The sequence below is a fragment of the Bradyrhizobium sp. SYSU BS000235 genome, from assembly GCF_049747295.1.
Classification (GTDB): domain Bacteria; phylum Pseudomonadota; class Alphaproteobacteria; order Rhizobiales; family Xanthobacteraceae; genus Afipia.
Map to the genome: position 1 here is coordinate 2,150,195 of NZ_JBMHJM010000001.1, position 26,274 is coordinate 2,176,468.

Here is a 26,274-nt window from a genome sequence, read left to right on the forward strand (position 1 = left end):
CGCTGCAGTAAGACGTGGCATTGGGATGAGAGCAACTCATCCCACCCTCTCCGGCTCTTAAAACCACCGCTCCCCGATGACGATCGTGTCGCCGGGCTTCAGATAAGTGGCTGGCGGTACGGTGGCGCGCTGGGTGCCGGCGCCGCCGGTGCGCGTCAGCGCCATTGAATCACGCTGGGCTCGCGGCGTGAATCCACCCGCAATCGCCACGGCGCTTTCGACCGTCATGTTCGGCACGTAAGGATACTGTCCGGGAGCCGTGACCTCGCCGAGGATAAAGAAGGGCCGATAGGTTTCGACTTCAGCGGCCACATAAGGCTCGCGCAGATAGTTCTTTTTCAGTCGCGCCGTGACCGCGGCCGCCAACTCAGCGGGCGTCAAACCACGAGCGCTAACTCCGCCGATCAGCGGCATGGTGATCGCCCCGCCGGCATCGACCGTATAAGTGTTGGTCAGACCTTCCTGCCCATAGACGACGATCCGCAGCCGATCGCCGGCATCCAGCCGATAGGGCTCATCGACGGCAGCATAGGCGGAGGCGATGGGCGCGGCCGGACGCATGCAACCGGACACCGCGAAGGCACACAGAAAAACAGCGATCAGCGGTAATCGAGACGCGCGCATGAAACGCTCCGGGCCTGCTCTGAACAGGCCCGGTTTGCAGTTGGTATGGTTAAGAAAGGGTAAGCAGCAACCGAGCCCCTCTGGGAACCCGAGTTGGTAACGCAAGCGCTTAAGCGCTGACGCCGACCCCGATCGGGCACGACACGCCGGTGCCGCCCAGACCGCAATAACCGCCCGGATTTTTCGCCAGATACTGCTGGTGATAATCCTCGGCAAAGTAGAACTCGCCAGCCGGCGCGATCTCGGTGGTGATCGCATCGTATCCCTTGGCGGCAAGCGCCTTGCCGTACGCGGCCTGCGACGCCAGTGCAGCCTTCATCTGAGCATCGCTCATGGTGTAAATCGCGGAGCGATACTGTGTCCCGATGTCGTTGCCCTGACGCATGCCCTGGGTCGGGTTATGGCTTTCCCAGAACGTCTTCAGCAGATCGTCGTAAGAGATTTTCTTCGGATCGAAGACCACCAACACCGCTTCGGTGTGGCCGGTTCGGCCCGAGCACGTCTCTTCATAAGTCGGGTTTGGCGTCGAGCCGCCGGCATAGCCAACCGCCGTGACGTAGACTCCATCGCCGAGCTCCCAGAACTTGCGCTCTGCGCCCCAAAAACAGCCAAGGCCGAAGACCGCGGTCTCAAGGCCCTCAGGATAAGGCCCCTTCAGCGGATGGCCATTGACGAAATGGGTTTTCGCAGTGGGAAGCGGCGCTGCGCGGCCGGGCAGCGCGTCTGCCGCAGTTGGGATCTCAAGAGATTTGCGCATAAAGAACATCGCTCAATTCCTCCGTGGATCACTTATATATGTATCTACGCAAGATACGGCAGGATGTTACGCCTGCGCCGCGCCATCATATGTTTGGCATCGCCCCTGACATCGGAACGAATGCTGTCTGCGCACACAAGCGGAGTTGCGGAGTTAGTGCCGCGAGTAGCCGATCAGCGGCTTGCCGGGCCGAAACAGCAACATGAGTAAGATGCCTAAAACGCCCATCACGGCCCAGGCCGGCTGATTGAGAAGCACCTTGATGACCGCATTCCATAAGAGCGGCGAGAAACTTTCAACCATGCTCTGCACAGCGTGCTGACTTCCCTGGTTGATGTCGTTCCACAATTCGCCAAGCCGTGTCAGCCGGACGGTCTGATCGGCGATCGAGCGCGCCCCGTCGTAAACCAGGGCAAGGAACCCGAGGACCAGCAATACCAGCCCGATCAGTCGAAAAAAGCCGCGGATCATCACCCACCCCACACTAAGCCGGCCACGGCTCCCCAACCGCCCGGCAGCCCCGCCATACCGCCCCGATCAGCCAAATTCAACGGTAACGGGGCCCAAAAGCCGCGTTCCGTGGTCCGAATCAGGCCTGGAAATCGTTGACGCTGCAAACAGGTATCCTTATAACAGCCTCCGACTGGCGGTGGGCGCAATCCTGCCGCCGATGTTCTTTGAGAAGAACCTTTTCAAGGACAACTGGATTTTCACCCATCATCGGCCGAACGGTCGATATCGATCAGGCTGGCGGTCTGAGCCGCAGCCTGAAGGACCGAGAGCACATGGCCAATACCACCTCTGCGAAGAAGGCGACGCGCAAGATTGCCCGCCGTACTCTGATCAACAAGTCGCGTCGCACCCAAATGCGCGGCGCGGTTCGCACCGTTGAAGACGCGATCAAGAAGGGCGACCGCAACGCGGCCGTCGAAGCAATGAAGCACGCCGAGCCCGAACTGATGCAGGCTGCTCGGCGCAACATCATTCACAAGAACAATGCGAGCCGGAAGGTGTCACGCCTGACGCACGCAATCGCCAAGCTTGCGCAGTGATCTGACCGATCAAGTCAAAACGATCTTTTCAAAGCCCGGCTTCTCTGCCGGGCTTTTGTTTTTTCAAGACCAGACGTTCCTCACGCGACGTCATCATCAACGTAGCTGACGATTGACGATGCTGCTCATGCCACATCGTCGCACGTGATGTTGTCTTTGCCGATCAAACCATGATGCGGACGCGCACGCGGTAACCATGCGGTCTTTCTGTCACCGCCATCCAACGTCAGAACGCTTGACGTATCGACGATACGGTATCGCACTCGCACACCGATTCGACGGCGATGTTTGCAAAACGCAGCGGACAATGATGTTTGCAAATTGCAAGCCCGTATTCATACGGAAGCCGTGGATGACTCGGGAGTTACCCTGTTTCGTTGAACAGGAAAATGCACGACTCGTTAGCTACTTATCGGCATAGCGACGCACACCACTTTCAAAACGCGGTCGCGCCCGGATCAAACATAAACAATTTATGAATTTCTTTTGTGCGGGCCGCACCTATGTGACAGTTGTCCAACGTTACGAATCTCTGCGCAGATTCAAAACCTTGCTGTTCTGTCACAGCGCACAATGCGTTTCGCAGTGCGGGTAAATCGAAACACACGCACGCGGAGCAAAATCAATTTCGTTGCGAGACACGACGCCTCGTGTATTTCTTATTCCGTCGCGCCACCTGCGGCTCTTTTGATCAGTGCGGTCTAAGAACTGGGGTGGGCGTGCAAGTAAGATACGGTCTGCACGTTAGCGACGCTTTCCAAGCGATGGTCGAGTTCAACCTCATGTGGTTTATGAGATCGGCTTGCCGTGGCGAAATTTCTCCGGTCGTGAATTTCCGATGTGCGGGACACGGCAACAACGAAGGAGAAGGCCCACGGGACGGGTCACTTGGAAGGTGGAATGTTGAAGGACGGGGTTGGGTAGTAAGACGGGCGGCAGCGCAAACCTGAACAGTGAATTGTTCGGGATGCAAAATCGAATTTTTGACACATCAACACGACAGCAACTTGTCGCGATTTCCTACGCGACAGGAGGGGGAGCTTTCATGTCCATCAAACAGAAGCAGCCAGAAAATCTAAAGACATTTTCAATCGGCAATCCCATTTCAAAGACATTCTTCGCGCTCAACGTTTCCTGCGCGCCATCCGCGTCTGACGGTTCTTCACCTCACAGTACGCGCTAACCCACCGCGTTTCCTTTCGAGTTCCCGGCGGAGTCGACGGCAGTCAATGCCGAACGATGTTCTGTCCGTGAACGATGGAACCGCCGTCGGACAAATCACCCTACAGACGAAACCAATCCAACGAGAAAAGTCAGAGCTCAAATGACAGACGTGGCAAACAACGAACAAAATCACTGGAACCGGGTAAAGGGACGCCTCCGCACCAACGTCGGTGAAGATGTCTACACCAGTTGGTTTGCGCGGATGGATCTTGAGCGGATTCAGGACGACAGCGTGCACCTGTCGGTTCCCACCAAGTTTCTCAAGAGCTGGATTCAGGCACATTATGCAGAGCGCGTGCTGAGCTGCTGGCAGGCTGAACTGCCCGAGGTCAGCCGTGTCGACCTGACCGTGCGCAGCGCGGTGCGCGCCCCGGCGCCAGCGAAGGACGTCAAACCGGCAATTGAAGAACGCCGTCCGGAGCGCCTGGACAACCGGCCTATCCCCGAACTACGCGCCACCGCCACCGTTCCGGTGTCAGCCAATCATGACGCGCTTGGCGGCTCGCCGCTCGACCCACGCCTGACATTCTCATCGTTCGTCACGGGCCGCTCGAACACCCTGGCACTCGCGGCAGCGCGTCAGGTTGCGGAAGGCCGGCATGGCGATCCGGTGATGTTCAATCCGCTCTACATTCACGCAGGTGTTGGCCTCGGCAAAACCCATTTGCTGCAGGCCGTCACCTGGGCGGGCAACTCCAGCTCCGATCGCAAGGTGCTGTATCTGACGGCCGAGAAGTTCATGTACGGCTTCGTTGCCGCGCTGAAGTCGCAGACGGCACTCGCATTCAAAGAAGCACTGCGCGGCATCGACGTGCTGGTGATCGACGACCTGCAATTCCTGCAGGGGAAATCGACCCAATCGGAGTTCTGCCACACCCTCAACGCTTTGATCGATGCCGGACGTCAGGTTGTGATTGCAGCCGACCGGCCGCCGTCAGATCTGGAAAGCCTGGATGACCGGGTGCGTTCGCGCCTGGCAGGCGGCCTCGTGGTCGAGATGGGCTCGCTTGGCGAGGAGCTTCGGCTCGAAATTCTGAAGTCGCGCGTGACGGCCGCGAGGGTGCATCACGCGTCCTTCGATGTCCCGCTTCCGGTGCTCGATTATCTGGCAAAGACCATTACGCATAATGGCCGTGACCTCGAGGGCGCGATCAATCGTCTGCTCGCGCACAGCAAACTCAATGCCACGGCGGTGACGCTGGAAATGGCTGAGCGCGAGGTCCGCGATCTGGTGCGGCCGCAAGAGCCCAAGCGGGTCAAGATCGAGGACATTCAACGGGTCGTCGCCCGTCAGTACAATGTCAGCCGGTCGGACCTGCTGTCGTCACGCCGTACCGCCAACGTGGTTCGCCCGCGCCAGGTTGCGATGTATCTGGCGAAGACCCTGACGCTGCGTTCGCTCCCCGAGATCGGTCGCCGGTTTGGCGGTCGGGACCACACCACTGTGCTCCACGCGGTCCGCAAGATCGAATCCCTGGTCTCCAAGGACCTTACGCTGTCCGACGAAGTCGAGCTCCTGAAGCGCCAGCTTCAGGAATAACAAAGGGGAAACGCGCAGTTACGGCGCTCGTCGCCCTTGCGCTCAGCCCTTATCCACGCCACCTTGCGGTCCCCCATGGACCCGGCCAAAATCATTTTGGCTGGGCCATGGGCGTCAGTCGCCGTGGCGGCCTCCGCCCGGCATCTTCATCGCGCGTCTTCCGTAAGGGGACACGGTTTTACGGCCGACGCGCAGACACTTGCTTGGGATCGGGCGGATTTGTCATGAAAGTTACCGTCGAGCGCGCACAACTCCTGAAATCGCTAGGCCATGTCCATCGTGTGGTGGAGCGGCGCAACACGATTCCGATCCTGGGCAACGTGCTGATCCGCGCCGAAAAGTCGCGCCTCAGCCTGAAGGCCACCGACCTCGATCTCGAAGTGACCGAAACGCTGGCGGCAGAGACCGGCACCGCAGGTTCGACCACGGTGCCCGCCCATATGTTCTACGACATTGTGCGCAAGCTGCCTGACGGATCGCAAATCATGCTCGAAGCCGATGGCGACCGATCGGTTCTCGCCATCCGCGCCGGCCGTTCGCGCTTCACGTTGCAGACCCTGCCCGAGAGCGATTTCCCCGACCTCGCGGCCGGTGACATGACGCATGCCTTCGCACTGGCCGCATCAGACATGAAGCGCCTGATCGACCGCACCCAGTTCGCGATTTCAACGGAAGAAACACGCTACTACCTCAACGGCATCTACCTGCACGCCGCCGGCACGGCGAAGGACGCGACACTTCGCGCGGTCGCAACCGACGGCCATCGTCTCGCGCAGGTCGATCTGCCGTTGCCTCCAAACGCAGACGGCATGCCGGGCGTGATCGTTCCTCGCAAAACGGTCGGCGAAGTCCAGCGCCTGATCGAAAACAATGATGAGGAGCTCAAGATCGAGCTTTCGCAGGGCAAGATCCGTTTCACCATCGCCGACGTGGTGCTGACCTCGAAACTGATCGACGGCACCTTCCCCGACTACGGGCGCGTCATTCCGCAAAACAATGACAAGCAGCTTCTCGTCGACAAGAAAGACTTCGAAGCCGCGGTGGATCGCGTATCGACCATTTCCAGCGAACGCGGACGCGCGGTGAAACTGTCTCTTGCTCCAGGCAAGCTGGTGCTGTCCGTCACCAATCCGGACTCGGGAAGCGCAACCGAAGAGCTCGAGGTGGAATACGCGTCCGACGCGCTCGATATCGGCTTCAACTCGCGCTATCTGCTCGATATTGCCGCGCAGATCGAGGGCGAAGTGGCCGTGCTCCGCCTTGCCGATCCTGGTTCGCCGACGCTGGTGCAGGACAAGGACAACAAAGGCGCGCTCTACGTGCTGATGCCGATGCGGGTGTGAGGACTTTTTGTTCTGATATTTCGTCCCTAGATGCGTCATGGCCGGGCTCGTCCCGGCCATCCACGTCTTCGGGCGCCTCTCAGGACGTAGCTGCCGGCTTTACGGCCACAAGACGGCGACAGAGTTCTTGATCGATGACAGCCTCCCGTATCCTGCGTCTCAGCCTGACGCACTTCCGCAACTACCGCGCGGCCAGCCTGGAAACGGCCAGCAACGTCGTCGTTCTGGTGGGCGCCAATGGCGCAGGCAAGACCAACTGTCTGGAAGCGATCTCATTTCTCTCGCCCGGCCGCGGGTTGCGGCGCGCCACCCTGGAGGATGTCGCCGATAATCAAGGCGATGGCTCATGGGCTGTGTCGGCAACGGTCGAAGGCGAACTTGGTCTGTCCACACTCGGCACCGGGATCGATGCACCAGCGTCCGAAGGCGCGTCATCACCCCGCCGCTGCCGCATCGACCGCGAACCCGTACCTTCAGCGACAGCCTTTGCTGATTATCTGCGCATGGTGTGGCTGACGCCCGCCATGGATGGGTTGTTCATGGGCGCGGCATCCGAGCGGCGACGGTTCTTCGACCGCCTCGTGCTGGCCATCGACAGTGACCATTCAAGCCGCGTATCCGCGCTGGATCGCGCCCTGCGCTCGCGGAACCGGTTGCTCGAGGACCGCAATTTCGACCCACACTGGTGCGAGGCCATTGAACGCGAGACCGCGGAACTTGCGGTTGCTGTCGCGGCTCAACGCGGCCAGACCCTGCAAAGGCTCGCGGCAACGCTGGCTGCGCGGGGCAGCCAGTCGCCTTTTCCGTCCGCTCTGATCGCCCTCGACGGCTGGATGGAAAACGCGCTTCTGACCGAGACCGCCACTGCCGTGGAAGACCGCTACAGGGAGATCCTGCGCGAAGGCCGCCTGAAAGACGCCGCCGCCGGGCGAACGCTCAACGGACCCCATCTGACCGATCTGCAAGTCGTCTATGCGCCGAAAAACATGCCGGCACGCGACGCCTCCACCGGTGAACAAAAGGCGCTGCTGATCGGTCTCGTCCTCGCGCACGCGAATCTCGTCGCGGAGATGACCGGCATCACCCCGCTGTTGCTGCTCGATGAAGTCGTCGCCCATCTCGATCCGAACCGCCGTGGGGCGCTGTTCACCGAGCTTGCGAAGCTCGGAGCACAAGTCTGGCTGACAGGCGCAGACCCGGCTGCCTTCGCGAACATGGGCGTCGATGCCGATATTTTCGATGTCGACGGCGGACGCGTCACACGCCGCGCGTAGAGATCCGCCTCGATAAACACCTCGATCGCGCGACCGACGTGGCGTTCAAATCATGCCTGCAAAACGCCCAAAATTGCGCCGTCGAATCATGCTTTCACAGCCGCTCGGAAAGGGCCGTTTGCGGGCTTGAAAATCGGCCAAAAAATCCCATCTATTCAAAGACTTGGTTGGCGCTAGTTTGCCCTATGCGGCCATCTGATTTCATGGCACAAATCGATGATCCGGGACGCGTTTCCGCGACCTCAATCGACCCACCTTCAAAGGCTCCAATATGAGTGAACCAGCCCGGCAAGCCAGCGCCGAACCAGCGCCATCCTCAGGTGCGGAATACGGCGCGGAATCGATCAGGGTGCTGAAGGGCCTTGATGCGGTGCGCAAGCGCCCCGGCATGTACATCGGCGACACCGATGACGGCTCCGGCTTGCACCACATGGTCTACGAAGTCGTCGACAACGCCATCGACGAAGCGCTTGCCGGACACGCGACGCGCGTTGACGTCATCCTCAATCCGGACAACTCGGTGACGGTGCGCGATGACGGCCGCGGCATTCCGACCGATATCCATAAGGGCGAAGGCATCTCGGCGGCTGAAGTCATCATGACCCAGCTTCATGCCGGCGGTAAGTTCGACCAGAATTCTTACAAAGTCTCCGGCGGTCTGCATGGCGTCGGCGTCTCCGTCGTCAACGCGCTGTCGAGCAAACTGGAGCTGCGGATCTGGCGCGACAACAAGGAGCATTACGTCGAATTCGCGCACGGTGATGTCGTTGCGCCGCTCAAGGTCGTCGGCGATGCCAGTGGCAAGCGCGGCACCGAGGTGACCTTCCTAGCTTCGACCGAAACCTTCAAAAACGTCGAATACGATTTTGCCACGCTGGAGCATCGCCTGCGCGAACTCGCGTTCCTGAATTCCGGCGTCAATATTCTGCTGTCCGACATGCGCCATGCTGTCGAGAAGCGTGAGGAGTTGCATTACGAAGGCGGCGTCGAGGCGTTCGTCAAGTATCTCGATCGCAATAAGAAGGGCGTGGTCACTGAGCCGATCGTGATGCGCGCTGAGCAGAACGGCATCAGCGTCGAAGTCGCGATGTGGTGGAACGACAGCTACCACGAGAACGTACTCTGCTTCACCAACAACATTCCCCAGCGCGACGGCGGCACCCACCTTGCGGGCTTTCGCGGCGCCCTGACGCGCCAGGTGACGAGCTATGCCGATGCGATGGCGAAGAAGGAAAAGATCGCGCTCACTGGCGACGATTGCCGTGAGGGCCTGACCGCCGTGCTCTCGGTGAAGGTGCCGGACCCGAAATTCTCGTCGCAGACGAAAGACAAGTTGGTTTCGTCCGAAGTCCGCCCCGTCGTCGAGAACGTGCTCAACGAATCGCTGGCGGCCTGGTTCGAGGAACATCCCTCTGAGGCCAAGACCATCGTCGGCAAGGTCGTCGAGGCCGCGGCGGCGCGCGAAGCCGCGCGCAAGGCCCGCGAACTGACGCGCCGCAAGGGCGCCCTCGACATCGCCTCTCTGCCCGGCAAACTCGCCGATTGTCAGGAGCGCGATCCGGCCAAATCCGAACTGTTCATCGTCGAGGGTGACTCCGCCGGCGGCTCCGCCAAGCAGGGCCGCAATCGCGAGTTCCAGGCGGTGCTGCCGCTGCGCGGCAAGATCCTCAATGTCGAACGCGCACGCTTCGACAAGATGCTTTCCAGCGAACAGATCGGTACGCTGATCACCGCGCTCGGCACCGGTATCGGCCGAGAGGACTTCGACCTTTCGAAACTGCGCTACCACAAGATCATCGTCATGACCGACGCCGACGTGGACGGCGCGCATATTCGCACCCTGTTGCTGACGTTCTTCTTCCGCCAGATGCCGCAGCTGATCGAGGGCGGCCATCTCTACATCGCGCAGCCGCCGCTGTTCAAAGTGACCCGCGGCAAGTCCGAGCAGTATCTCAAGGACGAGCGCGCGATGGAAGATTACCTGATCGAGACCGGGCTCGATGATTGCGTTCTGAAACTGGCGTCCGGCGAGGACCGCAGTGGACGCGATCTCCAGGCGCTGGTGGACGATGCGCGCGTGATCCGCGGCCTCCTCAATAATATGCACAGCCGTTACAATCGCGATGTGGTCGAACAGGCGGCGATCGCGGGCGTGCTGAGCCCGAGCGTGGTCGGCAACACCGAGACGGCCAGCGCGGCCGCGGACTACATTGCCAAGCGCCTTGATGCACTGGCGGACGAGGTCGAGCGCGGCTGGATTGGTCGCTTCACCGAAGGTGAAGGATATTTCTTCGAGCGCACGGTCCGCGGCGTCAAGGATGTCGCCGTCATCGACGATGCTCTGCTCGGCTCCGCTGAAGCGCGCAAGCTCGACGAGTACGCCGTGACCTTGCAGGAAGCTTATCCGCGCAGCGCTATGCTTCGGCGCAAGGACACCGAAACGCCGATCCATGGCCCTGTGACCCTGTTTGAAGCGGTGACTGAAGCTGGCCGCAAGGGCGTCAGCTATCAGCGCTACAAAGGCCTCGGCGAGATGAACCCCGGCCAGCTGTGGGAAACCACGCTCGATACGAACGCGCGCTCGCTGTTGCAAGTGAAGGTCAAGGAAGTTGACGCTGCCGACGATATCTTCACCAAGCTGATGGGCGATATCGTCGAGCCGCGCCGCGAGTTCATTCAGGACAACTCCCTCGATGCCAACGTGGACGTGTGAGCCGGCTGTAAAGCTGCGGCTCACCTCCACGTCGGCGAGAAGCGAAGCATCAGCGACCAGGGCTTAGTGTCACAAATCTGTCGCAGGCTTGCTCATCCTCACATGCCTGTGAACGAGCTCGCGATACTTGGTCCGGCGATGCAACCACCATTCGAAGCGGCTGTTCGTCAGCCAAGCTGATGCCCTGCGATTCATAAATAAATTCAATAAAGCCGTCGCTGTCACAAAGCGGCGATCGACCGTCTACGCACTTCATGATCGAGAAGTCGTCGCTCGCTCAATTTTGCATATCTTAATTTGCCCATTATTTCCGGCAGACCTTGGTAGCAGGTCGCTGGAGTGTTTTGCTCGCATGAATTTCGTCGAATATCCAATTGGCGTCCGTGCAGACACATCGACAAGAGATATTGGCATTCTGCGATGTTTTCGTTCTCCATCGCTTTCCGATACAATCGAGGCGATTTGGGATTGCGATATTCCGGACGAAGACTTTGCGAAGGCGCTTACGATCAAGTGCGCCCCGGGCACCTGTCTTCACTTAATCGGTCAGTATCGAAAACCCGCGGAAATCCATCAACGCACAGAGCTGCTGCCGACGAAGTGCGCCACTCACATTCAGTCTCATGCCGTGACTCTGCGCCCCACCGGGGCACTCGGCGTCGTCATTGTTTGTCTGAGGCCTGACGCGGCAAGCCGCATTGTCGAAGCTCCGGTTAGGGAATTCGCAAACGCCAACTTCCATCTAGGGGACATCTTTGGTGCCTGGGAAGTGGCGATGTGTGACGAGCTGATCGCCGCAGCGCGGACAAGCGTGGAGCGGATTGCCAGTATCCAGTCCTTCCTGCTTCGGCGTCTTCGCCCTTGTGTCGACAGTCTCGCCAACCGCGCGGCGCTGCATCTCAGGCAAGACCCAACCCTGCAAATGGACTCTCTTGCGGAAAAAGTCGGCGCGAGCTCGCGTCAACTCTGTCGAAGCTTCAATGCCACTTTTGGCGTCAGCCCGAAGCGATTTGCACGCCTCGCGCGGTTTCAAAAAATCCTCGCGGAACGACAGAGCGGCCGATCCTGGGCCCAAGTCGCCCACGCCTGTGGCCTGACCGATCAGGCCCACCTCGTGCGCGAGTTTCGGGACATCGTTGGCGAATCCCCGACGGATTTCTGCACGCATGCGCTCCGCATCGGCGCGACCGGGATCAACGACACAAACCTCATCATCCAGCACGCTCCGACGATCGCTTGCTCGCGAATAGTTGAAGGACATGTCCGAAATCACCAAGACCCAATTGCGAAGACATTACCAAGTTAAACCTGAATTTGGTTGATTTCAGCAAAGCGCTACGATGTGGCGTCCTATAGAGAAAGTTGTAGCGACATGTGCGTCTCGAAAGACCGACGCCGGAGTAGTTCGGGATTTCCTCACAAACGCCGTCATAAGTCATCGACCTGCTCGGCTTGTCATCTTTCTGTCGGGCGCGAACGACCCCTATCGACCAGTTAGCCGTCGCATCGAAATCAGGACAATTGGTTCGGCTGATAAGAAAACCTCGCGAAGGCGCCGCGACCTCGGGCGGCGCCCAGTTCAAGTTGCCCCCTCGTTAGCCTTCCTGAGCAGGATCCCATGAAAACAGAACTGTCTGCAGGCGCAGCGGAAGAGCAGCTGTCCCCCTCACCTTCGATCCAGAATCAAAACGGCAACGACGTACATGTCGTTGTCAGCAACACGGGTTATGTCCTCTTCATCGAGAACGATCCGGTCACGCGCCTGTCGCTCATTGGCTATTTCGAAGAGCACAATGTGCCGGCCTGCGCGATCACCGGCCAGCGCGAGCTCAACCGCCATTTCGCGAACAGCAATCTAAGCCTGATTATTCTCGACCTGTGCGCAGGCGAGGACGACGGTCTCGCTTTGCTGAGGGACATTCGATCCCGCTCCGACGTCCCGATCATCATCACGGCAGGCGGCCGATGCGACGAGATCGACCGTGTCGTCGCCCTCGAACTCGGGGCCGACGACTATGTGACCAAGCCGATTAGCTCAAGAGAATTGCTCGCACGCGCCCGTGCGGTACTCCGACGGCAGAAGATCGGAGAGACGACACGCGCGCGCGACCCGGAGCGAGGCGGTTTCAGATTCAGCGGCTGGCACCTGGATCGCCGCACACGGCGCTTTCTTGACCCGAAAGGCAACCTCGTCCCTCTGACCAAAGGCGAATACGCTTTGCTCGTTGCCTTCCTTGAAGCACCGCAGCGGCCGCTCTCGCGCGAGCAATTGCTGCACGCGACCCGGATTTATGAAGACGTTTTCGACCGCAGCATTGATGTCCAGGTTCTGCGTCTCAGACGCAAGCTGGAGACCGACCCAAATGCACCACGCATCATCAAGACCGAACGCGGCGTTGGCTACCTCTTCGCCCCGTCCGTCGAGCCGTTCTAACGGAAACGGCACGGTCACGGAAACCTGAAGCAAGGCGTCCGAAAACGCCAAGACGGCTTTCGCAGCGATCGTCAAATTGATGCCTGAGATCCGGTCAATTCAGCAAAGCAGTCACAATGAGTTCAGAAGAAAAAGTTGCCATCGTCACAGGTGCGTCACAGGGAATTGGCGCCGGCATCGTCCAGCGATTCCTTACCAAGGGCTATCGTGTCGTCGCCTGTTCACGCAAGATCGCGACCAAAAGCCAGCCAAATCTGATCGAAATTGCCGGCGATATCTCGCAGCCAGAAACGGCCTCGCGGGTTATCGAAACAGCGAGAGAACGCTTCGGACGCGTCGACACCCTGGTTAACAACGCAGGTGCTTTCCTGCCGAAGCCGTTTACGGAATACACCGAGAGCGAATTTGCAACGCTCTTACAAGTCAACCTCGGCGGCTTCTTCCATGTCTCGCAGAGAGCGATAGGTGAGATGCTTCGTCAGGCCAGCGGGCACATCGTCAACATTACCTCAAGTCTCGTGGCCGAACAGCCATTGAAAAGCGTGCCGGCGGCTTTGACGGCGATCACCAAGGGTGGGGTTAACGCCATCACGCGGGCGCTCGCCATCGAATATGCGGACAAAGGCATCCGGGTGAATGCGGTGGCTCCTGGAGCGATCCGTACCCCCATGCATTCGAGCGACACGCACGTTTTCCTCGCAGCACTTCATCCAATGGGCCGCATGGGAGACATTCACGACGTCGTCGATGCGGTGCTCTATCTCGAAAATGCACCTTTCATCACCGGTGAGATTTTGCACGTTGATGGTGGTGCCAATGCCGGGCGCTGAGGATCCGGTAACAGCCTGGAAAGCCGACTAGTACGAGGAAGAAATGAGCAGCTATCCTCGACCAATTACCGAGCTGTTCGGAATTGAAGTCCCGATCATTCAGGCGCCAATGCTGGGTATTGTTACGGCTGAGATGGTGATCAGAGTTGCAGAAGCGGGCGGACTTGGATCAATTTCCGCGTCCCATCTCGGCGCGGAGGACGCTCGGAATCTGTTTTCCAAAATTCGACAGCGAACGTCGAAGCCCATCAATGTCAATTTTCTTTGCCATGAATCGCCCGAGGGAAATCCCGCGTGCGAGGATGCCTGGGTTCAGCGTTTAGCGTCGTATTATGCCGAGTTCGGCGTGGCCTTCGATCCAGGTCCTTTTCGCAGTCCCATTCCGACATTTGGAAGCGCGCATTGCGCCCTCCTGGAAGACATCAAACCCAAGGTCGTCAGTTTCCATTTTGGTCTTCCGCCCGAGCCCCTTCTGGAACGTGTGCGCAACACCGGTGCGAAGATCGTGTCCTCGGCAACCACCGTCGAAGAGGCGCAGTGGCTTGAGGAAGCCGGCTGCAACGCCATCATTGCTCAAGGGCTTGAAGCAGGCGGACATCGGGGAACGTTTCTTCATCACAAAGTGGACGCGCAGGTCGGCACGATGGCCCTGGTGCCACAGGTTGTCGATGCAGTGAAGGTCCCGGTCATCGCAGCCGGAGGCATTGGCGATCCCAGGGGCGTTGCTGCTGCATTCGCGCTAGGAGCATCGGCGGTACAGGTCGGCACGGCATTTTTATTCTGTGAGGAGGCGAATGTCTCTCCGTTGTACCGGCAGGCGATAGCCGTTTCCCGACCGGAGCAAACGGTCGTCACAAACATCTTTACCGGACGACCCGCCCGCGTACGCGAGACACGGATCGTTCGAGAGCTTGGTCCGATGGCGGAGAATGTACCCGCGTTTCCTCTCGCTGCAGCTCCACTTGCTCCTCTGCGAGCTGCATCTGAGCCGCAGGGATGTGCAGACTTCATGCCGTTGTGGTGCGGTCAGGCTGCGCGCCTGAGCCGGCAGCTCTCAGCCGCAGAGCTGACGAGGTGGCTGTCGACGCCAAACCGGCCGCAATAATCGCCATTCCACGGAGGCGCCGCGAAGGAATACCCCGATGACCCAATTCTCGATGCAATCCACAGCGGAAAAATCGCGCGTTCACGATCTTCACATGCCGCGCTGATCACCGCGGACACAGTCTCGTTTTCTCAGCAACCAACGAAATGGCCACTCAATGGACAATGCCTCGACTTCAGCACCGCAAGATATGTTTCGCATGATCACGGGATACTGGGTGACGCAGCTCGTGCGGGCCGCTGCGTGCTATTCACTGGCCGATCATCTCGAGCGTCAACCGATGACGGCGCGCGAATTTGCCGGCGCCGAAAACCTCGACGAATCGGCTGCCAAACGCTTCCTGACAGCCTGCGACGGGCTCGGAATCGTCAAGCTGGAAGCAAATCGATACCTCACCACTGAACTGCTTCGAACTCTGCGCAAGGGGGTCCCAGGCTCGCTGAGGAATTTTGCCATATCACAAGCAGCCCCTGGCCATTGGCTGCCGTGGGGACGTTTCACGGATGCGCTCAAGACCGGCGAACGGCAGACGGTCACGACCCTCAAGGCAGAGATCTGGGACTATTATAAAGCAGTTCCGGATGAGGGAGCCGCTTTCACCGGTTCGATGACCGACATGACTTCTGCCATCTCAGACATGGTTGCCGGTGTGTTGGATACGACGCGCGCCACGCAAGCGGTGGATGTCGGTGGCGCGGCAGGAGCGTTCCTCTACGCTCTCATGCGAGCGAACACCGCCCTGAAAGGTGTTGTGTACGATCTGCCCGACGTGGTGCCACGTGCAAGTTCCGCAGCCGAGGAGGCCGGGCTTGCTAAGCGCGCCAAAGCCGTTGGAGGAAGCTTCTTCGAGAGCGTGCCTGAAGGTGATTTGTACCTGCTCAAGTACATCCTTCATGATTGGGGTGATGAGGAGTGCTTGACGATTTTGCGGAACTGTCGACGAGCCGCAAAACCCGGCGCGCGTCTTGCGGTTGTCGAGCAAGTGCTCGAGCCCGGAACCGGATCGCCTCTCACGCCGCTGATGGATATCAACATGCTCATCATGCAAACCGGGCGTGAGCGGACATTGGAGGAGTATCAGAAGCTGTTCTCTGAGTGCGGCTTTGGCCAGATCTCAATGACGCGGACCGAGTCACCGCTGATGATCCTCACGGCCGATGCCGTCTGACATATGGCTCAAAACGGCGGCGATCCCTTCCACGCCGCCGTCCGCGGAGTGAAGCCATGCCCTATAGTTTTCTTGTGGCATCTTGGGGAGGGCCAGGTCACCTCGGCCCGACCCTGACCGCAGCACGGCAATTACGTGCGAATGGTCACGGTGTCCGCTTCATCGCTCGCGCGGACGCGCGAGAGCCGGTGGAGGTGGCAGGTTTCGATTTTGCCACTTGGCAACGGGAGCCGCGGTTCACGCCCATCGCCAAGAGCAGCAATCCTCTAGAGTACGCCTACGATAACCTGCTGTTTGGTCCGGCCGCCGCACGAGGTGCGGACACGCTTGATGAGATCAAGCGCATCCCGACTGACGGTCTGTTGACCGACACCGCTCTCTTTGGCTCCGTGCTGGCAGCGGAAGCCGCTTGCATTCCGTGCGCGCTGCTTTCGCCCACAATCAGTTTGCGGCCTTTGCCAGGCGTCCCGCCGATCGGCAGCGGTTTGCCGGCACCTTGTACGCCTGCGGAGCGCATTCGGATCGAGGAAGCAAACAGCCAGTTCACCATTGTCATGAATAAGTGGCTGCCGATGCTGAACGAGGCGCGTGCAAGCCTGCAGCTTGCCCGTTGTGGCCATGTGCTGGAGCTGTTCAATCGGCCCGCCCGGCTCCTGATAGCCATGAGCGCGGCATTCGATTTTCCCGCTGACTCTCTGCCCGGTAACGTTCGCTATATTGGACCTTTGTTGGATACCTCGGATTGGTCGAAGCCATGGGCCTTCTCCTGGCCCCACGGATCCGATCGTCCTCGCGCGCTGGTGTCTTTCAGCACGACAAATCAAGACCAAGCCGATGTTGTGCAACGGACTGTCAACGCAATCGGACACATCGAGATGGATGCGGTGGTGACGCTCGGTCCTGCCCTGAAGGACACCAGCCTGCGAGCGCCGGCGAACGTCACCTTCTTGCCTAGCGCTCCACATGATCTGGTGATGAAGGAGGTCACACTGGTCGTGACCCATGGCGGCCACGGCACGGTGAGCCGCGCACTCTCGCACGGCCTGCCGCTCTTGGTGATGCCGATGGGGCGCGATCAGGGCGACATCGCCGCGCGCGTGGAGGCCTGCGGGGCAGGATTAGTTTTGGAGCCGACCGCGACTGAGGCGGACATCGCAGCCACGATCCGCCGCCTGATCGAGGAGCCGCAATTTCATGCTGAAGCGCGCCGGTTGGAGAGAATTATGACCGCGGAGATCAGCAAGAACAGTCTCGTGAGCGAGCTGGAGCAGATCGTCCATCCATAGCGTGCGGCAAAGCCGATTTGGCCGATCTTGCAACAATTCTAGTCTATGCATGGCGCTCTCCTGAGGGGAAGCTTCTTTTCGCGCACGCTCCGGACGATTTGTTCGCCAATGCTGAGAATATCGATCTTTGGCATGACGGCCTCGATGCTGTAGATCTGCTGCCTCTGCATCAAGGAGATCGTCATGGCCCTGCCCGCCCTCTTCCAGCCAATCCGGGTTCGAAAGCTAGCTCTATCGAACCGGATCGTCATCGCACCCATGTGCCAGTACTCGGCCGAAGACGGCTGCATGACCGACTGGCATATGATCCACCTCGGCCAGCTCGCGCTCTCCGGTGCGGCGCTGTTGACGATCGAAGCGACAGCCGTTCTTCCGGAAGGCCGCATCACCTGGGCCGATGTCGGACTATGGAATGATCAAACGGAAGCCGCCATGGGCAGAACGCTGGAAGGCATTCGCCGCTGGTCCAACATGCCGATCGCAATCCAGTTGAACCACGCCGGCCGCAAGGCTTCTACGGAAGTGCCATGGAAGGGAGGCGCCCAGTTCGCGCCAAGCGCAACCCATGGCTGGCAAACGGAAGCTCCTTCGGCTGTGCCGTTTACTGAGGGCAATGTTGCTCCAACGGCCCTCGATCGCGACGGGCTTCGCCGGGTGAGAGATGCCTTTGTTGCATCCGCAGGCCGCGCGGCACGGCTTGGAATCGATGCCATTCAGCTTCACGCCGCACACGGCTATCTCCTGCACCAGTTCCTCTCGCCGCTTTCCAACCGGCGTGATGATGAGTACGGCGGCTCGCTGGAAAACCGGATGCGTTTTCCGCTCGAAGTCTTCGACGCCGTGCGCGCTGCTTTCCCTGCAGAAAAGACCGTCAGCATGCGCGTCTCCGGCACCGACTGGATGGAAGGCGGCTGGACCATCGACCAGACTGTCGCGTTCGCCAAGATGCTTGAAGCTCGCGGCTGCGATGCAATCCATGTTTCAAGCGGTGGCCTGCATCCCGCGCAGCAGATCCCTGTGGGACCAAGCTATCAAGTGCCGCTTGCACGCGCCGTCAAAGCTGCAGTGCGCATGCCCGTCGTCGCTGTCGGGCTGATCACGGGCTTCGACCAGGCTGAGGCGATCGTGGCAACGGGCGATGCCGACATGATCGCGCTGGCACGCACGATCCTCTACGATCCACGGTGGCCATGGCACGCCGCAGCGGAATTGGGCGCGAAAATTCGCGTTCCCAGCCAGTATCTCCGATCTCAGCCTCGGCAGTACAAGGATCTGTTCGAGAGCGAGTAATCGCTGGCGCACGATCAGCAGATCGGATCAAGCATCGACAATCATTGCGGACGGCGTCAGTTACGCCGCTTTCCGCAATGGAGCCGTCTCACGCCGTCGGGCAGAGACAGCGCAACCGCACTCGTGAATCATATCGGCTTCAACCACGAGACCCCGCTTTTCGAGTGCAAGATGGATGTTCTGGATCGCAGCCGGCTTCTGTGGATCAACCCAGATCAAGAGTGTCCCTCGGGGATTCAAGTAATTCAGCAGCCAGTCCAGCGTCTGTTCAAGAGTCCTGAACGGGCGACGCCGCCAATCCACCAACGTGACATCGTACTGTCCCGCCGGCCGGCCACAATTGGCGGTCGCAGCAGCATGAACATAACCGCGCCAATGCATATCAAGCATGAGCTCGATCGCCTTAGCGCCGGCGATCAGGATCTGATCTTGTTGAGAGCACTTCGCGAGCGCGATCATTGGTTCGATCACGCGATCGCTCGCGCGTGAAGAAAACATACCTACCATGGCCACCACCGAACATCGATAAATACGTCAGGAAGATGGATCACCGTGCCATAAAAAATCGAGCCGGATGGATAAGCCTAAGTATAAGCGCGCCGTTATTTTTTGGTGAGATGGCATAATTCAGTGAGACACGTCCGTCATCGAGGCGGGCCGTCGTGCAGCACATCGCGTTGTTCGCGCCTGGCCTCCCGTAAGCGACGCCATGTCTTTAAGCGACGCCATGAAGCGACGCCATGTCTTTCCGGGATTGGAGCGTCGCGATCTCGCGACTTGAACAGCGCGCGCGCAACGCTTAGTTTGCCGCTCTCACTGCAAGGAATCCACATGGCAAACGAAACCGCAACGCTCGCCGCTTACGTCGCCAACCTGAAATACGATGACATTCCGGCCGACGTGCTGGAGCGCGCAAAAGCCCTGACTTTGGATTTTCTTGGCAGCGCCGTGCGGGCGCGGCAAGATGCGGAATCGACACCTTCCCTGCTCGCGATGCTTGCGACACTTGGGCTCGACGCCCAGGGTGAGGCGACCGTGTGCGGAGACAGCCGCACCTACACGCCGGCTGTCGCTGCCTTGTTGAACGGCGCGCTTGGGCACTCGCTCGACTTCGATGATACCCATGCCGATTCCTCACTGCATCCCAGCGCGCCGGTTGTGCCCGCTGCGTTTGCCGTCGGAGAGATCACGGGCGCAAGCGGCCGCGACGTGCTCACCGCCATCGTCGCCGGCTATGAGGTGTGCTGCCGCCTCGGCAATGCACTGGACCCAACCTCGCATTATGCGCGGGGCTTTCATCCGACCGCGACTGCCGGAACATTTGGCGCAGCTGCCGCGGCCGCAAAGCTCTACGGCCTTTCCGCCGAACAGATCGTCGCGGCGTTCGGCGTGTCTGGCAGCCAGGCTGCAGGCTCACTGCAGTTTCTGCTCAATGGAGCCTGGAATAAGCGTTACCAGGTGGGTGCGGCGGCAATGAATGGCGTTGTCGCCGCTTCGCTGGCGCGCGAAGGCTTCATCGGCGCGACGGAATCCGTCGAAGGCAAGCATGGACTGCTGGTGGGTTACAGCGACGATGCGCATCCGGACAAGGCGGTGGCGGATCTCGGTCAGGTTTATGAGACCATGAAGATCGGCGTGAAGCCCTATCCAAGCTGCCGCTACACCCATGCCGCCATCGACGCGCTGATCGCCATGCGCCGTGAACACAACCTCACGCCCGAGAACATCCAGCGTGTCGAGATCGGTCTGCACCGTAACGGCATTACCTTGACCGGCGATGCCGCCACCAAGCGCCGCCCGAAGAACGTGGTCGGCGGGCAGTTCTCGATGTATTTCACCGGCGCCCTTGCCCTCGAACAAGGCAGCTTCGGCTGGGACGATTACGAGCGCCTGGGCGACCCTGCAATCGAGGCGCTAGCCGACAAGATCGACGTGGTGCAGGATGATCGGCTTGAAATCGGACGCACCCACCCCTTCGGCGCGCGCGTCAGCATCGTGAGCGGAGAAGGGAAGCTCGAACGTCTCATTCCTGACCCATCCGGAGAGCCATCGCTGTTTCCGGACGCCCAGGCGATGCGCCAGAAATTCCTGCAACTTGCACGGCCCGTGCTGAATGCCGGCGCGGAACGCTTTGCCGACGCGGTGCTCGCGCTGGAGACGTTCGATCGGGCGGACGCGGCCATTCGCCTCGCGCGTCAGTGATTGTTTCTTCCGATCGCAGCAGACTAAAGTCTCTTTTTGCTTGTCTGGAAACGGACACGCACACGATCTATTGTCGGCAGGGCTTTCCAGATAAGATATGCGCTGGAATTTCGCGAAGATTTTAAGGCAGGTTTGAATATGGCGACACTGGGATTTGACCGGGCACCTGCATTTCTGAGCGACCTCATCAACACCCTGACCGAGCGTGGTCGTGACCTGCTCGGTCTGTCGAACGGCTCGCGCCCCATGTCGAAGGCCGAGCTGATCAGCCTCGGCGAAACACTGCTGTCGCGGCGCGGAGAAGCCACCGGCGTGGCCCTCGCCAGCACGCTCTTGGCGGGCTACGCGGCGGCAAGCGACGCCGACAAGCTCGCTTTTCTCAATGCGCTCGCCGATCTGTTCGGACCTGACATGCCGCAGCTCAACGACGCGGTGGCGGCGGTGCGCGCCAAGAATGCGTCACCGGACAGCGTCAGCAAGTTACTGAAAGCCGCCGAGCCGCGGCGGCAGGAATTGATTCGCCGGCTCAACCTCGCCCCGGGCGGCACTGCGTCGCTCGTGCAAATGCGCGAGGCGCTGCTGGCCCATATCTCGGAGCATCCCGCACTCAAGCACGTCGACAGCGATTTCGTGCATCTGTTCGCCTCATGGTTCAACAGAGGGTTTCTCGTGCTGCAACGGATCGACTGGACCACCCCCGCCAACATCCTCGAAAAGCTCATCCGTTACGAGCAGGTCCACGCCATCACCAACTGGGACGATTTGCGCAGCCGCCTCGCGCCCAGCGACCGGCGTTGTTATGGATTCTTCCACCCGCAGCTTGTCGACGAACCGCTCATCTTCGTTGAAGTGGCGCTCACCCGGGACATCCCCGGTGCGATTGCGCCTCTGCTGGATCTATCGCGGACACCGATTACTGCGACGACCGCCAATACCGCGGTGTTCTACTCGATTTCCAATACACAGAAGGGGCTCGCCGGAATTTCCTTCGGCAACTTCCTGATCAAGCAGGTTGTCGAGGAAATCAAGCGCGAGTTGCCGAATGTGCAAACCTTCGTAACCCTCTCGCCGGTGCCGAACTTCACGGGATGGCTGAAGCGCGAGCGCACCAATGAAAGTTCGATATTGCTCGACGCAGGCACCCGCGCGGCCCTCGACGAGCTCGACACACCCGGCTGGGCCGATGACCCCGAGACGGCGGAACGCGTTAAAGGCGCGCTGATGCCGCTTGCTGCGTATTATTTCCTTGAAGCAAAAAACCCACGCGGCCAGCCGGTCGATCCGGTTGCGCGCTTCCATCTCGGAAACGGCGCACGGTTGGAGCGGCTGGACTTCCTCGGCGATCGGTCTGAGAAGGGCATGCAGCAATCGTACGGGCTGATGGTCAATTATCTCTACGCCCTCGACAAGATCGAGGAAAATCACGAGGCCTATGCCGAGAAGGGCGTTGTTGCCTCGTCATCGACAATTCGCAAGCTGGTCCCGGCTCGGGCAGTTTCGGTCGCGGGCGACGCGAACTGAATATTATTGCTTTCCGCAGGAGGCCGTCATGAGCTGGATGCCATCAAATGATCCGATCCTTGGCGATGCGCAAAGCTGCGACGCGCTCGAACTGATGATCGTCCCGCGGACGCGCGATCTCGGAGACGGCTTCGCCGTGCGCCGCGCCCTGCCCCACGGCAAGCGGCAGATGGTTGGACCCTTCATCTTCTTCGATCATTTCGGCCCGGTGCAGTTTGTCGCCGGCAAAGGCATGGATGTGCGGCCGCATCCTCACATCGGTCTCGCCACGGTCACGTATCTGTTCGATGGCAGCATCATGCACCGCGACAGCGAGGGCAATATTCAGGAGATCCAGCCCGGCGCCATGAATCTGATGACGGCCGGACGCGGTATTGCGCATTCCGAGCGGACGCCAGACGTTCAGCGCGCCAACGGCCAGAGCATGCTCGGTCTGCAAAGCTGGATCGCGCTTCCTGCCGGCAAGGAAGAAATCAACCCGTCGTTTCAACACTACAGCGCGGAGAGCCTGCCGACGGTGCAGGACACCGGCTTCAAGGCACGGATTATTGCCGGCTCATCATTTGGTGTGAAGTCGCCGGTCGATATGGTGTCGCCATGGTTTTACGTCGAGGTGACACTCGACGCCGGCATGAGCGTGCCGCTTGACGCCGATCATGAAGAGCGTGCGATCTACCTTGTCGAAGGCGAAGTCGAAATCGCACGCGAAAAGTTTTCCAGTCCGCAGATGCTGATCTTCCGCCCGGGAGATCGCATCACCGTTACGGCGATGCGTCCAACGCGCATGATGTTCTTAGGGGGAACCGCACTCGAGGGACCCCGGCACATCTGGTGGAATTTCGTCTCCTCGAGCAAAGAGCGAATCGAAGAGGCGAAAGCCGATTGGAAGGCCGGACGCTTCGCACATGTCCCGAACGAACACGAGTTCATTCCGCTTCCGGACTAACGCGGCATCGACACGCAGGATGCAGCAGCTCACCACTCGACGCTGCTAGCTCTTCTGCGTTGGAAATTTCCTAAGCGCAGGTATTTCTTCCGCCCTGCGAAATTGATCAGCGCATGGCTGGTCCGACACCGGCATCTCGCCTCGCCCCGGCGTTTACAGCCTATCCGGATTGCCGGATAGTCTTGCTTGAAAGCGATAGCTCGTTTCGCTCCGCGAAATTTTCGCAAGCAGAACGAGGACGCAAAAAACATCAAGCGAGGAACGCATGCAGTTCAACCATTGCAAACTGGAATTCGACGGAGCCGTCGCCACACTGGTGCTCGATCATCAGGAAGTGATGAATGCGGTCTCAACTGACATGCTGGCGGGCCTCAGTGAGGCACTCGATGCCGTTTACGACAAGCGTGACGACATCCGCTGCCTCGTCCTGACCGGCGCAGGAAAAGCCTTCTGCACCGGCGCCAACCTGCAGGGCCGCAACAAGGAGCAGAATCCGGTTCGGCGCAACGCAGGGGGCACTCTGGAAACCGCATTTCATCCGTTCCTGCGCCGTCTGCGCGATCTGCATTGCCCTCTCATCACGTCCGTTAACGGCCCTGCCGCCGGTGCAGGCATGAGCTTCGCGCTGATGGGCGACATCATCCTGTGCGCGCGGTCGTCCTACTTCCTGCAGGCGTTCCGGCGGATCGGCCTCGTTCCCGATTGCGGCTCGACATGGATCCTGCCCCGCTTGATCGGCAAGGCGCGCGCCGTCGAGTTGTCGCTGCTTGGCGAGCGACTCCCCGCCGAAAAGGCGCTGGAGTGGGGTCTCATCAACCGCGTGGTTGATGATGCCGCGCTGGCGGAAGAAACCAGAAAACTCGCGCACGATCTCGCGAATGGTCCGACGGTCGCCCTGTCGCTGATCCGCCGCCTCTATTGGGAAAGCCCGCACAATTCATTCGAGGAGCAGCTCGATCTCGAAAAGCGATCCCAACAGATCGCGGGCCGCGCGGAAGACTTCAAGGAAGGCGTCAGCGCGTTCCTGGAAAAGCGCCCGGCGAAATTCACCGGCCGCTGATTTTAGTCGGCCATTTCCACACAAAAAGCCGCTCTGAAGACAGGGCGGCTTTTTTATCTTGGAATAGTAAGCTGTGCGCTTTCGCGTCTTTTGATCGACGCGTTACGCCTATATCGATCACGCAAATTCTCATCAGGCTACATGGCTATGGTTCATGTACGCTTCACGCCGGCCGATCATGCGTTCGGCTGCGGCTTTGGCATCCGCGCGCGTCGCCGTCGCACAGGTCCTATATTCGAGGTCGGGAAGCGCAACCGGATCGCGCCGGCCAAACCACGACGTGAATGATTTCGGCCCCGTATGCAGCGACGACAATGCGTTCGCGAGATTGTCGACCGCGTCGAAGGCGAACAATGCGCCCGATGACGCATGCCTGACTTCGTAAATCCCCGGCCCGATCGGTGCTTCAAGCCGCTCCCCGCGCGTGGCTTTGGGATACCGTTTCCACTCACTCCAGGTCGCGATCATCTTGGTCCTTCCGCCGTGCGATGCGCGGCAAACATCTGTTTTTTGTCTGGTTTGCACTTGTTGAAAGACGTCGAGCCACAAGAGACCTTGAACCACAACCGCGTTCCAATTCCCGGCGGCAAAAATGGTTCCCACCGGCATGCTTCAATCGGCATATGGCGGCTCGGATCCGCGCATTCAAGACGAAAGGAGTTAACGCAAAGCTCTGACGCAGGCGAAAAGCCGCAAACAACGCCGTTGATCGCGCTGCTGCCACCTCGCCTGTTCTTGTCATGGTTAATTTTCGAGGCCGAGCCCAGCGTCGGCCGGATCTTGGATCATCCAGCGCGGCGCTGCGAGCTCCGATACCGCGAAGCACGCAGCAACGCGATTGCTTGTCACGTCCAGCAGGGAAAAGTGAGCCCTATCTTGTCGGGCATCAGCTTGGATCTCAGACGGACAGACCGCTCGCCTGGGCCAGCGCCTTCAGCGAGGTCTGCGGACGCGCCCCGATATGCTGAATCACTTCGGCTGCGGCAAGTGCACCCAGACGACCGCAATCTTCATGGTTGAATCCGCGCACCAGACCAAACAGGAAGCCCGCCGCGAACAGGTCGCCCGCGCCCGTCGTGTCCACCACCTGCTTCACGGGAGAGGCCGGCACCGGTGTCGCCTTATCACCGCTAAGAACCACACAGCCTTTTTCGCTGCGCGTCACAACCGCGAGGCTGGCATCGCCGCGCAATTGCGTCAGCGCTGCGTTGAAATCATTCGTCTGATAAAGCGACAGCAGCTCGGCCTCATTGGCGAACACAAGATCGACGGTCTTGGTCTTGATCAGATCGAGAAATTCATCGCGATAGCGGCCGACGCAAAATGCATCCGACAATGTCAGCGCGACGGTGCGCTTGTTCTCATGCGCGATTTTCGACGCCTTGAGGAAGGACTCTTTCGCATTCTTCGGATCCCACAGATAACCTTCGAGATAGACGATCGAAGACGCTGCGATCTGTGCCGGATCGATATCCGCAGGCGACAAATCCTGCGCCGCGCCGAGATACGTGTTCATGGTGCGCTCGCCGTCCGGCGTGACGAGGATGTAGCAGCGCGCCGTGGCCGCGCCGACCGAGGCTGGGCGGGTGTCGAACGCAACCTTGATGGCGCGGATATCGTGGCTGAACACATTGCCCAGTTGGTCGTCGCGGACCTTGCCGACGAAGGCCGCCCGGGCACCGAAGTCGGCAACGCCGGCAATGGTGTTGGCAGCCGACCCGCCCGAAATTTCCGTGGCCGGCCCCATCGCCTGATAGATCGCAGCCGCCCGCGACTCGTCGATCAGCGCCATGGCCCCTTTCGACATGCCCTGTTCTGCAAGAAAGCCGTCTTCGGTTTTCGCCAGGACATCGACGATAGCGTTGCCAATCCCGAGAACATCGTATGTCGTTGCGGTCATTAATT

The 26,274-nt window shown here is 59.9% G+C and carries 22 protein-coding genes; 16 read left to right on the forward strand and 6 right to left on the reverse strand.

All coding sequences use genetic code 11. The features are described 5' to 3' along the window. Positions 1–57 precede the first annotated feature (57 nt). From ACP0KA_RS10020 to ACP0KA_RS10030, 3 genes are all read right to left on the reverse strand, one after another. The gene (locus ACP0KA_RS10020) at positions 58–624 is read right to left on the reverse strand and encodes a polysaccharide biosynthesis/export family protein (protein ID WP_424628643.1); all 567 of its coding nucleotides are present in this window, start codon (positions 622–624) and stop codon (positions 58–60) included. Between the two features lie 109 nt (positions 625–733). After that, a complete protein-coding gene (gene msrA, locus ACP0KA_RS10025; protein WP_424628644.1) occupies positions 734–1,390 on the reverse strand; it encodes a peptide-methionine (S)-S-oxide reductase MsrA in 657 nt (218 codons plus the stop codon). 144 nt (positions 1,391–1,534) lie between these two features. Then, positions 1,535–1,852 carry a hypothetical protein gene (locus tag ACP0KA_RS10030; RefSeq protein WP_424628645.1) on the reverse strand — a complete coding sequence of 106 codons (318 nt, stop codon included), beginning with the start codon at positions 1,850–1,852 and terminating at the stop codon, positions 1,535–1,537. 314 nt (positions 1,853–2,166) lie between these two features. Here ACP0KA_RS10030 and rpsT point away from each other — a divergent pair, with 314 nt between their 5' ends. From rpsT to ACP0KA_RS10090, 12 genes are all read left to right on the forward strand, one after another. After that, positions 2,167–2,433 carry a 30S ribosomal protein S20 gene (rpsT, locus tag ACP0KA_RS10035; protein ID WP_424628646.1) on the forward strand — a complete coding sequence of 89 codons (267 nt, stop codon included), beginning with the start codon at positions 2,167–2,169 and terminating at the stop codon, positions 2,431–2,433. 1,324 nt (positions 2,434–3,757) lie between these two features. After that, positions 3,758–5,197, forward strand: a complete 1,440-nt coding sequence (dnaA, locus tag ACP0KA_RS10040) for a chromosomal replication initiator protein DnaA (protein WP_424628647.1) — start codon at positions 3,758–3,760, stop codon at positions 5,195–5,197. Between the two features lie 224 nt (positions 5,198–5,421). Further along, positions 5,422–6,540 carry a DNA polymerase III subunit beta gene (gene dnaN, locus ACP0KA_RS10045; protein WP_424628648.1) on the forward strand — a complete coding sequence of 373 codons (1,119 nt, stop codon included), beginning with the start codon at positions 5,422–5,424 and terminating at the stop codon, positions 6,538–6,540. A 134-nt stretch (positions 6,541–6,674) separates the two neighbouring features. Next, positions 6,675–7,814: a DNA replication/repair protein RecF gene (gene recF / locus ACP0KA_RS10050; RefSeq protein ID WP_424628649.1), complete on the forward strand. Its 1,140-nt coding sequence runs from the start codon at positions 6,675–6,677 to the stop codon at positions 7,812–7,814. 271 nt (positions 7,815–8,085) lie between these two features. Then, positions 8,086–10,527, forward strand: a complete 2,442-nt coding sequence (gene gyrB / locus ACP0KA_RS10055) for a DNA topoisomerase (ATP-hydrolyzing) subunit B (protein ID WP_424628650.1) — start codon at positions 8,086–8,088, stop codon at positions 10,525–10,527. Between the two features lie 127 nt (positions 10,528–10,654). Beyond that, positions 10,655–11,833: a helix-turn-helix domain-containing protein gene (locus ACP0KA_RS10060; RefSeq protein WP_424628651.1), complete on the forward strand. Its 1,179-nt coding sequence runs from the start codon at positions 10,655–10,657 to the stop codon at positions 11,831–11,833. A gap of 312 nt (positions 11,834–12,145) precedes the next feature. Further along, positions 12,146–12,961 (forward strand): winged helix-turn-helix domain-containing protein, encoded by an 816-nt coding sequence (locus ACP0KA_RS10065; protein ID WP_424628652.1) that lies wholly within the window; start codon positions 12,146–12,148, stop codon positions 12,959–12,961. Positions 12,962–13,077: 116 nt separating this feature from the next. Further along, a complete protein-coding gene (locus ACP0KA_RS10070; RefSeq protein ID WP_424628653.1) occupies positions 13,078–13,791 on the forward strand; it encodes an SDR family NAD(P)-dependent oxidoreductase in 714 nt (237 codons plus the stop codon). 43 nt (positions 13,792–13,834) lie between these two features. Then, positions 13,835–14,896: an NAD(P)H-dependent flavin oxidoreductase gene (locus tag ACP0KA_RS10075; RefSeq protein ID WP_424628654.1), complete on the forward strand. Its 1,062-nt coding sequence runs from the start codon at positions 13,835–13,837 to the stop codon at positions 14,894–14,896. Positions 14,897–15,053: 157 nt separating this feature from the next. After that, positions 15,054–16,064: a methyltransferase gene (locus ACP0KA_RS10080; RefSeq protein WP_424628655.1), complete on the forward strand. Its 1,011-nt coding sequence runs from the start codon at positions 15,054–15,056 to the stop codon at positions 16,062–16,064. Positions 16,065–16,120: 56 nt separating this feature from the next. Continuing rightward, a complete protein-coding gene (locus ACP0KA_RS10085; RefSeq protein ID WP_424628656.1) occupies positions 16,121–17,350 on the forward strand; it encodes a glycosyltransferase in 1,230 nt (409 codons plus the stop codon). 183 nt (positions 17,351–17,533) lie between these two features. Then, complete coding sequence (locus ACP0KA_RS10090; protein WP_424628657.1) at positions 17,534–18,640, forward strand: NADH:flavin oxidoreductase/NADH oxidase; 1,107 nt, start codon at positions 17,534–17,536, stop codon at positions 18,638–18,640. Between the two features lie 60 nt (positions 18,641–18,700). Here the strand turns inward: ACP0KA_RS10090 and ACP0KA_RS10095 are convergent, their stop codons facing one another. Next, a complete protein-coding gene (locus ACP0KA_RS10095; protein WP_424628658.1) occupies positions 18,701–19,147 on the reverse strand; it encodes a hypothetical protein in 447 nt (148 codons plus the stop codon). 324 nt (positions 19,148–19,471) lie between these two features. Between ACP0KA_RS10095 and ACP0KA_RS10100 the strand changes: the two genes are divergently transcribed. The 4 genes from ACP0KA_RS10100 to ACP0KA_RS10115 all read left to right on the forward strand — a co-directional run bounded on the left by ACP0KA_RS10100 (position 19,472) and on the right by ACP0KA_RS10115 (position 24,369). Further along, on the forward strand, positions 19,472–20,842 hold the full coding sequence (locus ACP0KA_RS10100; protein WP_424628659.1) for an MmgE/PrpD family protein: 1,371 nt from the start codon (positions 19,472–19,474) through the stop codon (positions 20,840–20,842). A 138-nt stretch (positions 20,843–20,980) separates the two neighbouring features. Further along, positions 20,981–22,363 (forward strand): malonyl-CoA decarboxylase, encoded by a 1,383-nt coding sequence (locus tag ACP0KA_RS10105; protein WP_424628660.1) that lies wholly within the window; start codon positions 20,981–20,983, stop codon positions 22,361–22,363. Between the two features lie 28 nt (positions 22,364–22,391). Beyond that, a complete protein-coding gene (locus ACP0KA_RS10110; RefSeq protein WP_424628661.1) occupies positions 22,392–23,309 on the forward strand; it encodes a pirin family protein in 918 nt (305 codons plus the stop codon). A gap of 265 nt (positions 23,310–23,574) precedes the next feature. Further along, entirely contained in the window at positions 23,575–24,369 is a 795-nt protein-coding gene (locus ACP0KA_RS10115) for an enoyl-CoA hydratase/isomerase (RefSeq protein WP_424628662.1), read from the forward strand. A gap of 132 nt (positions 24,370–24,501) precedes the next feature. Here the strand turns inward: ACP0KA_RS10115 and ACP0KA_RS10120 are convergent, their stop codons facing one another. Both ACP0KA_RS10120 and ACP0KA_RS10125 read right to left on the reverse strand, forming a co-directional pair. After that, complete coding sequence (locus ACP0KA_RS10120) at positions 24,502–24,837, reverse strand: hypothetical protein (RefSeq protein WP_424628663.1); 336 nt, start codon at positions 24,835–24,837, stop codon at positions 24,502–24,504. Positions 24,838–25,267: 430 nt separating this feature from the next. Next, positions 25,268–26,269, reverse strand: a complete 1,002-nt coding sequence (locus ACP0KA_RS10125; RefSeq protein ID WP_424628664.1) for an adenosine kinase — start codon at positions 26,267–26,269, stop codon at positions 25,268–25,270. Positions 26,270–26,274 lie beyond the last annotated feature (5 nt).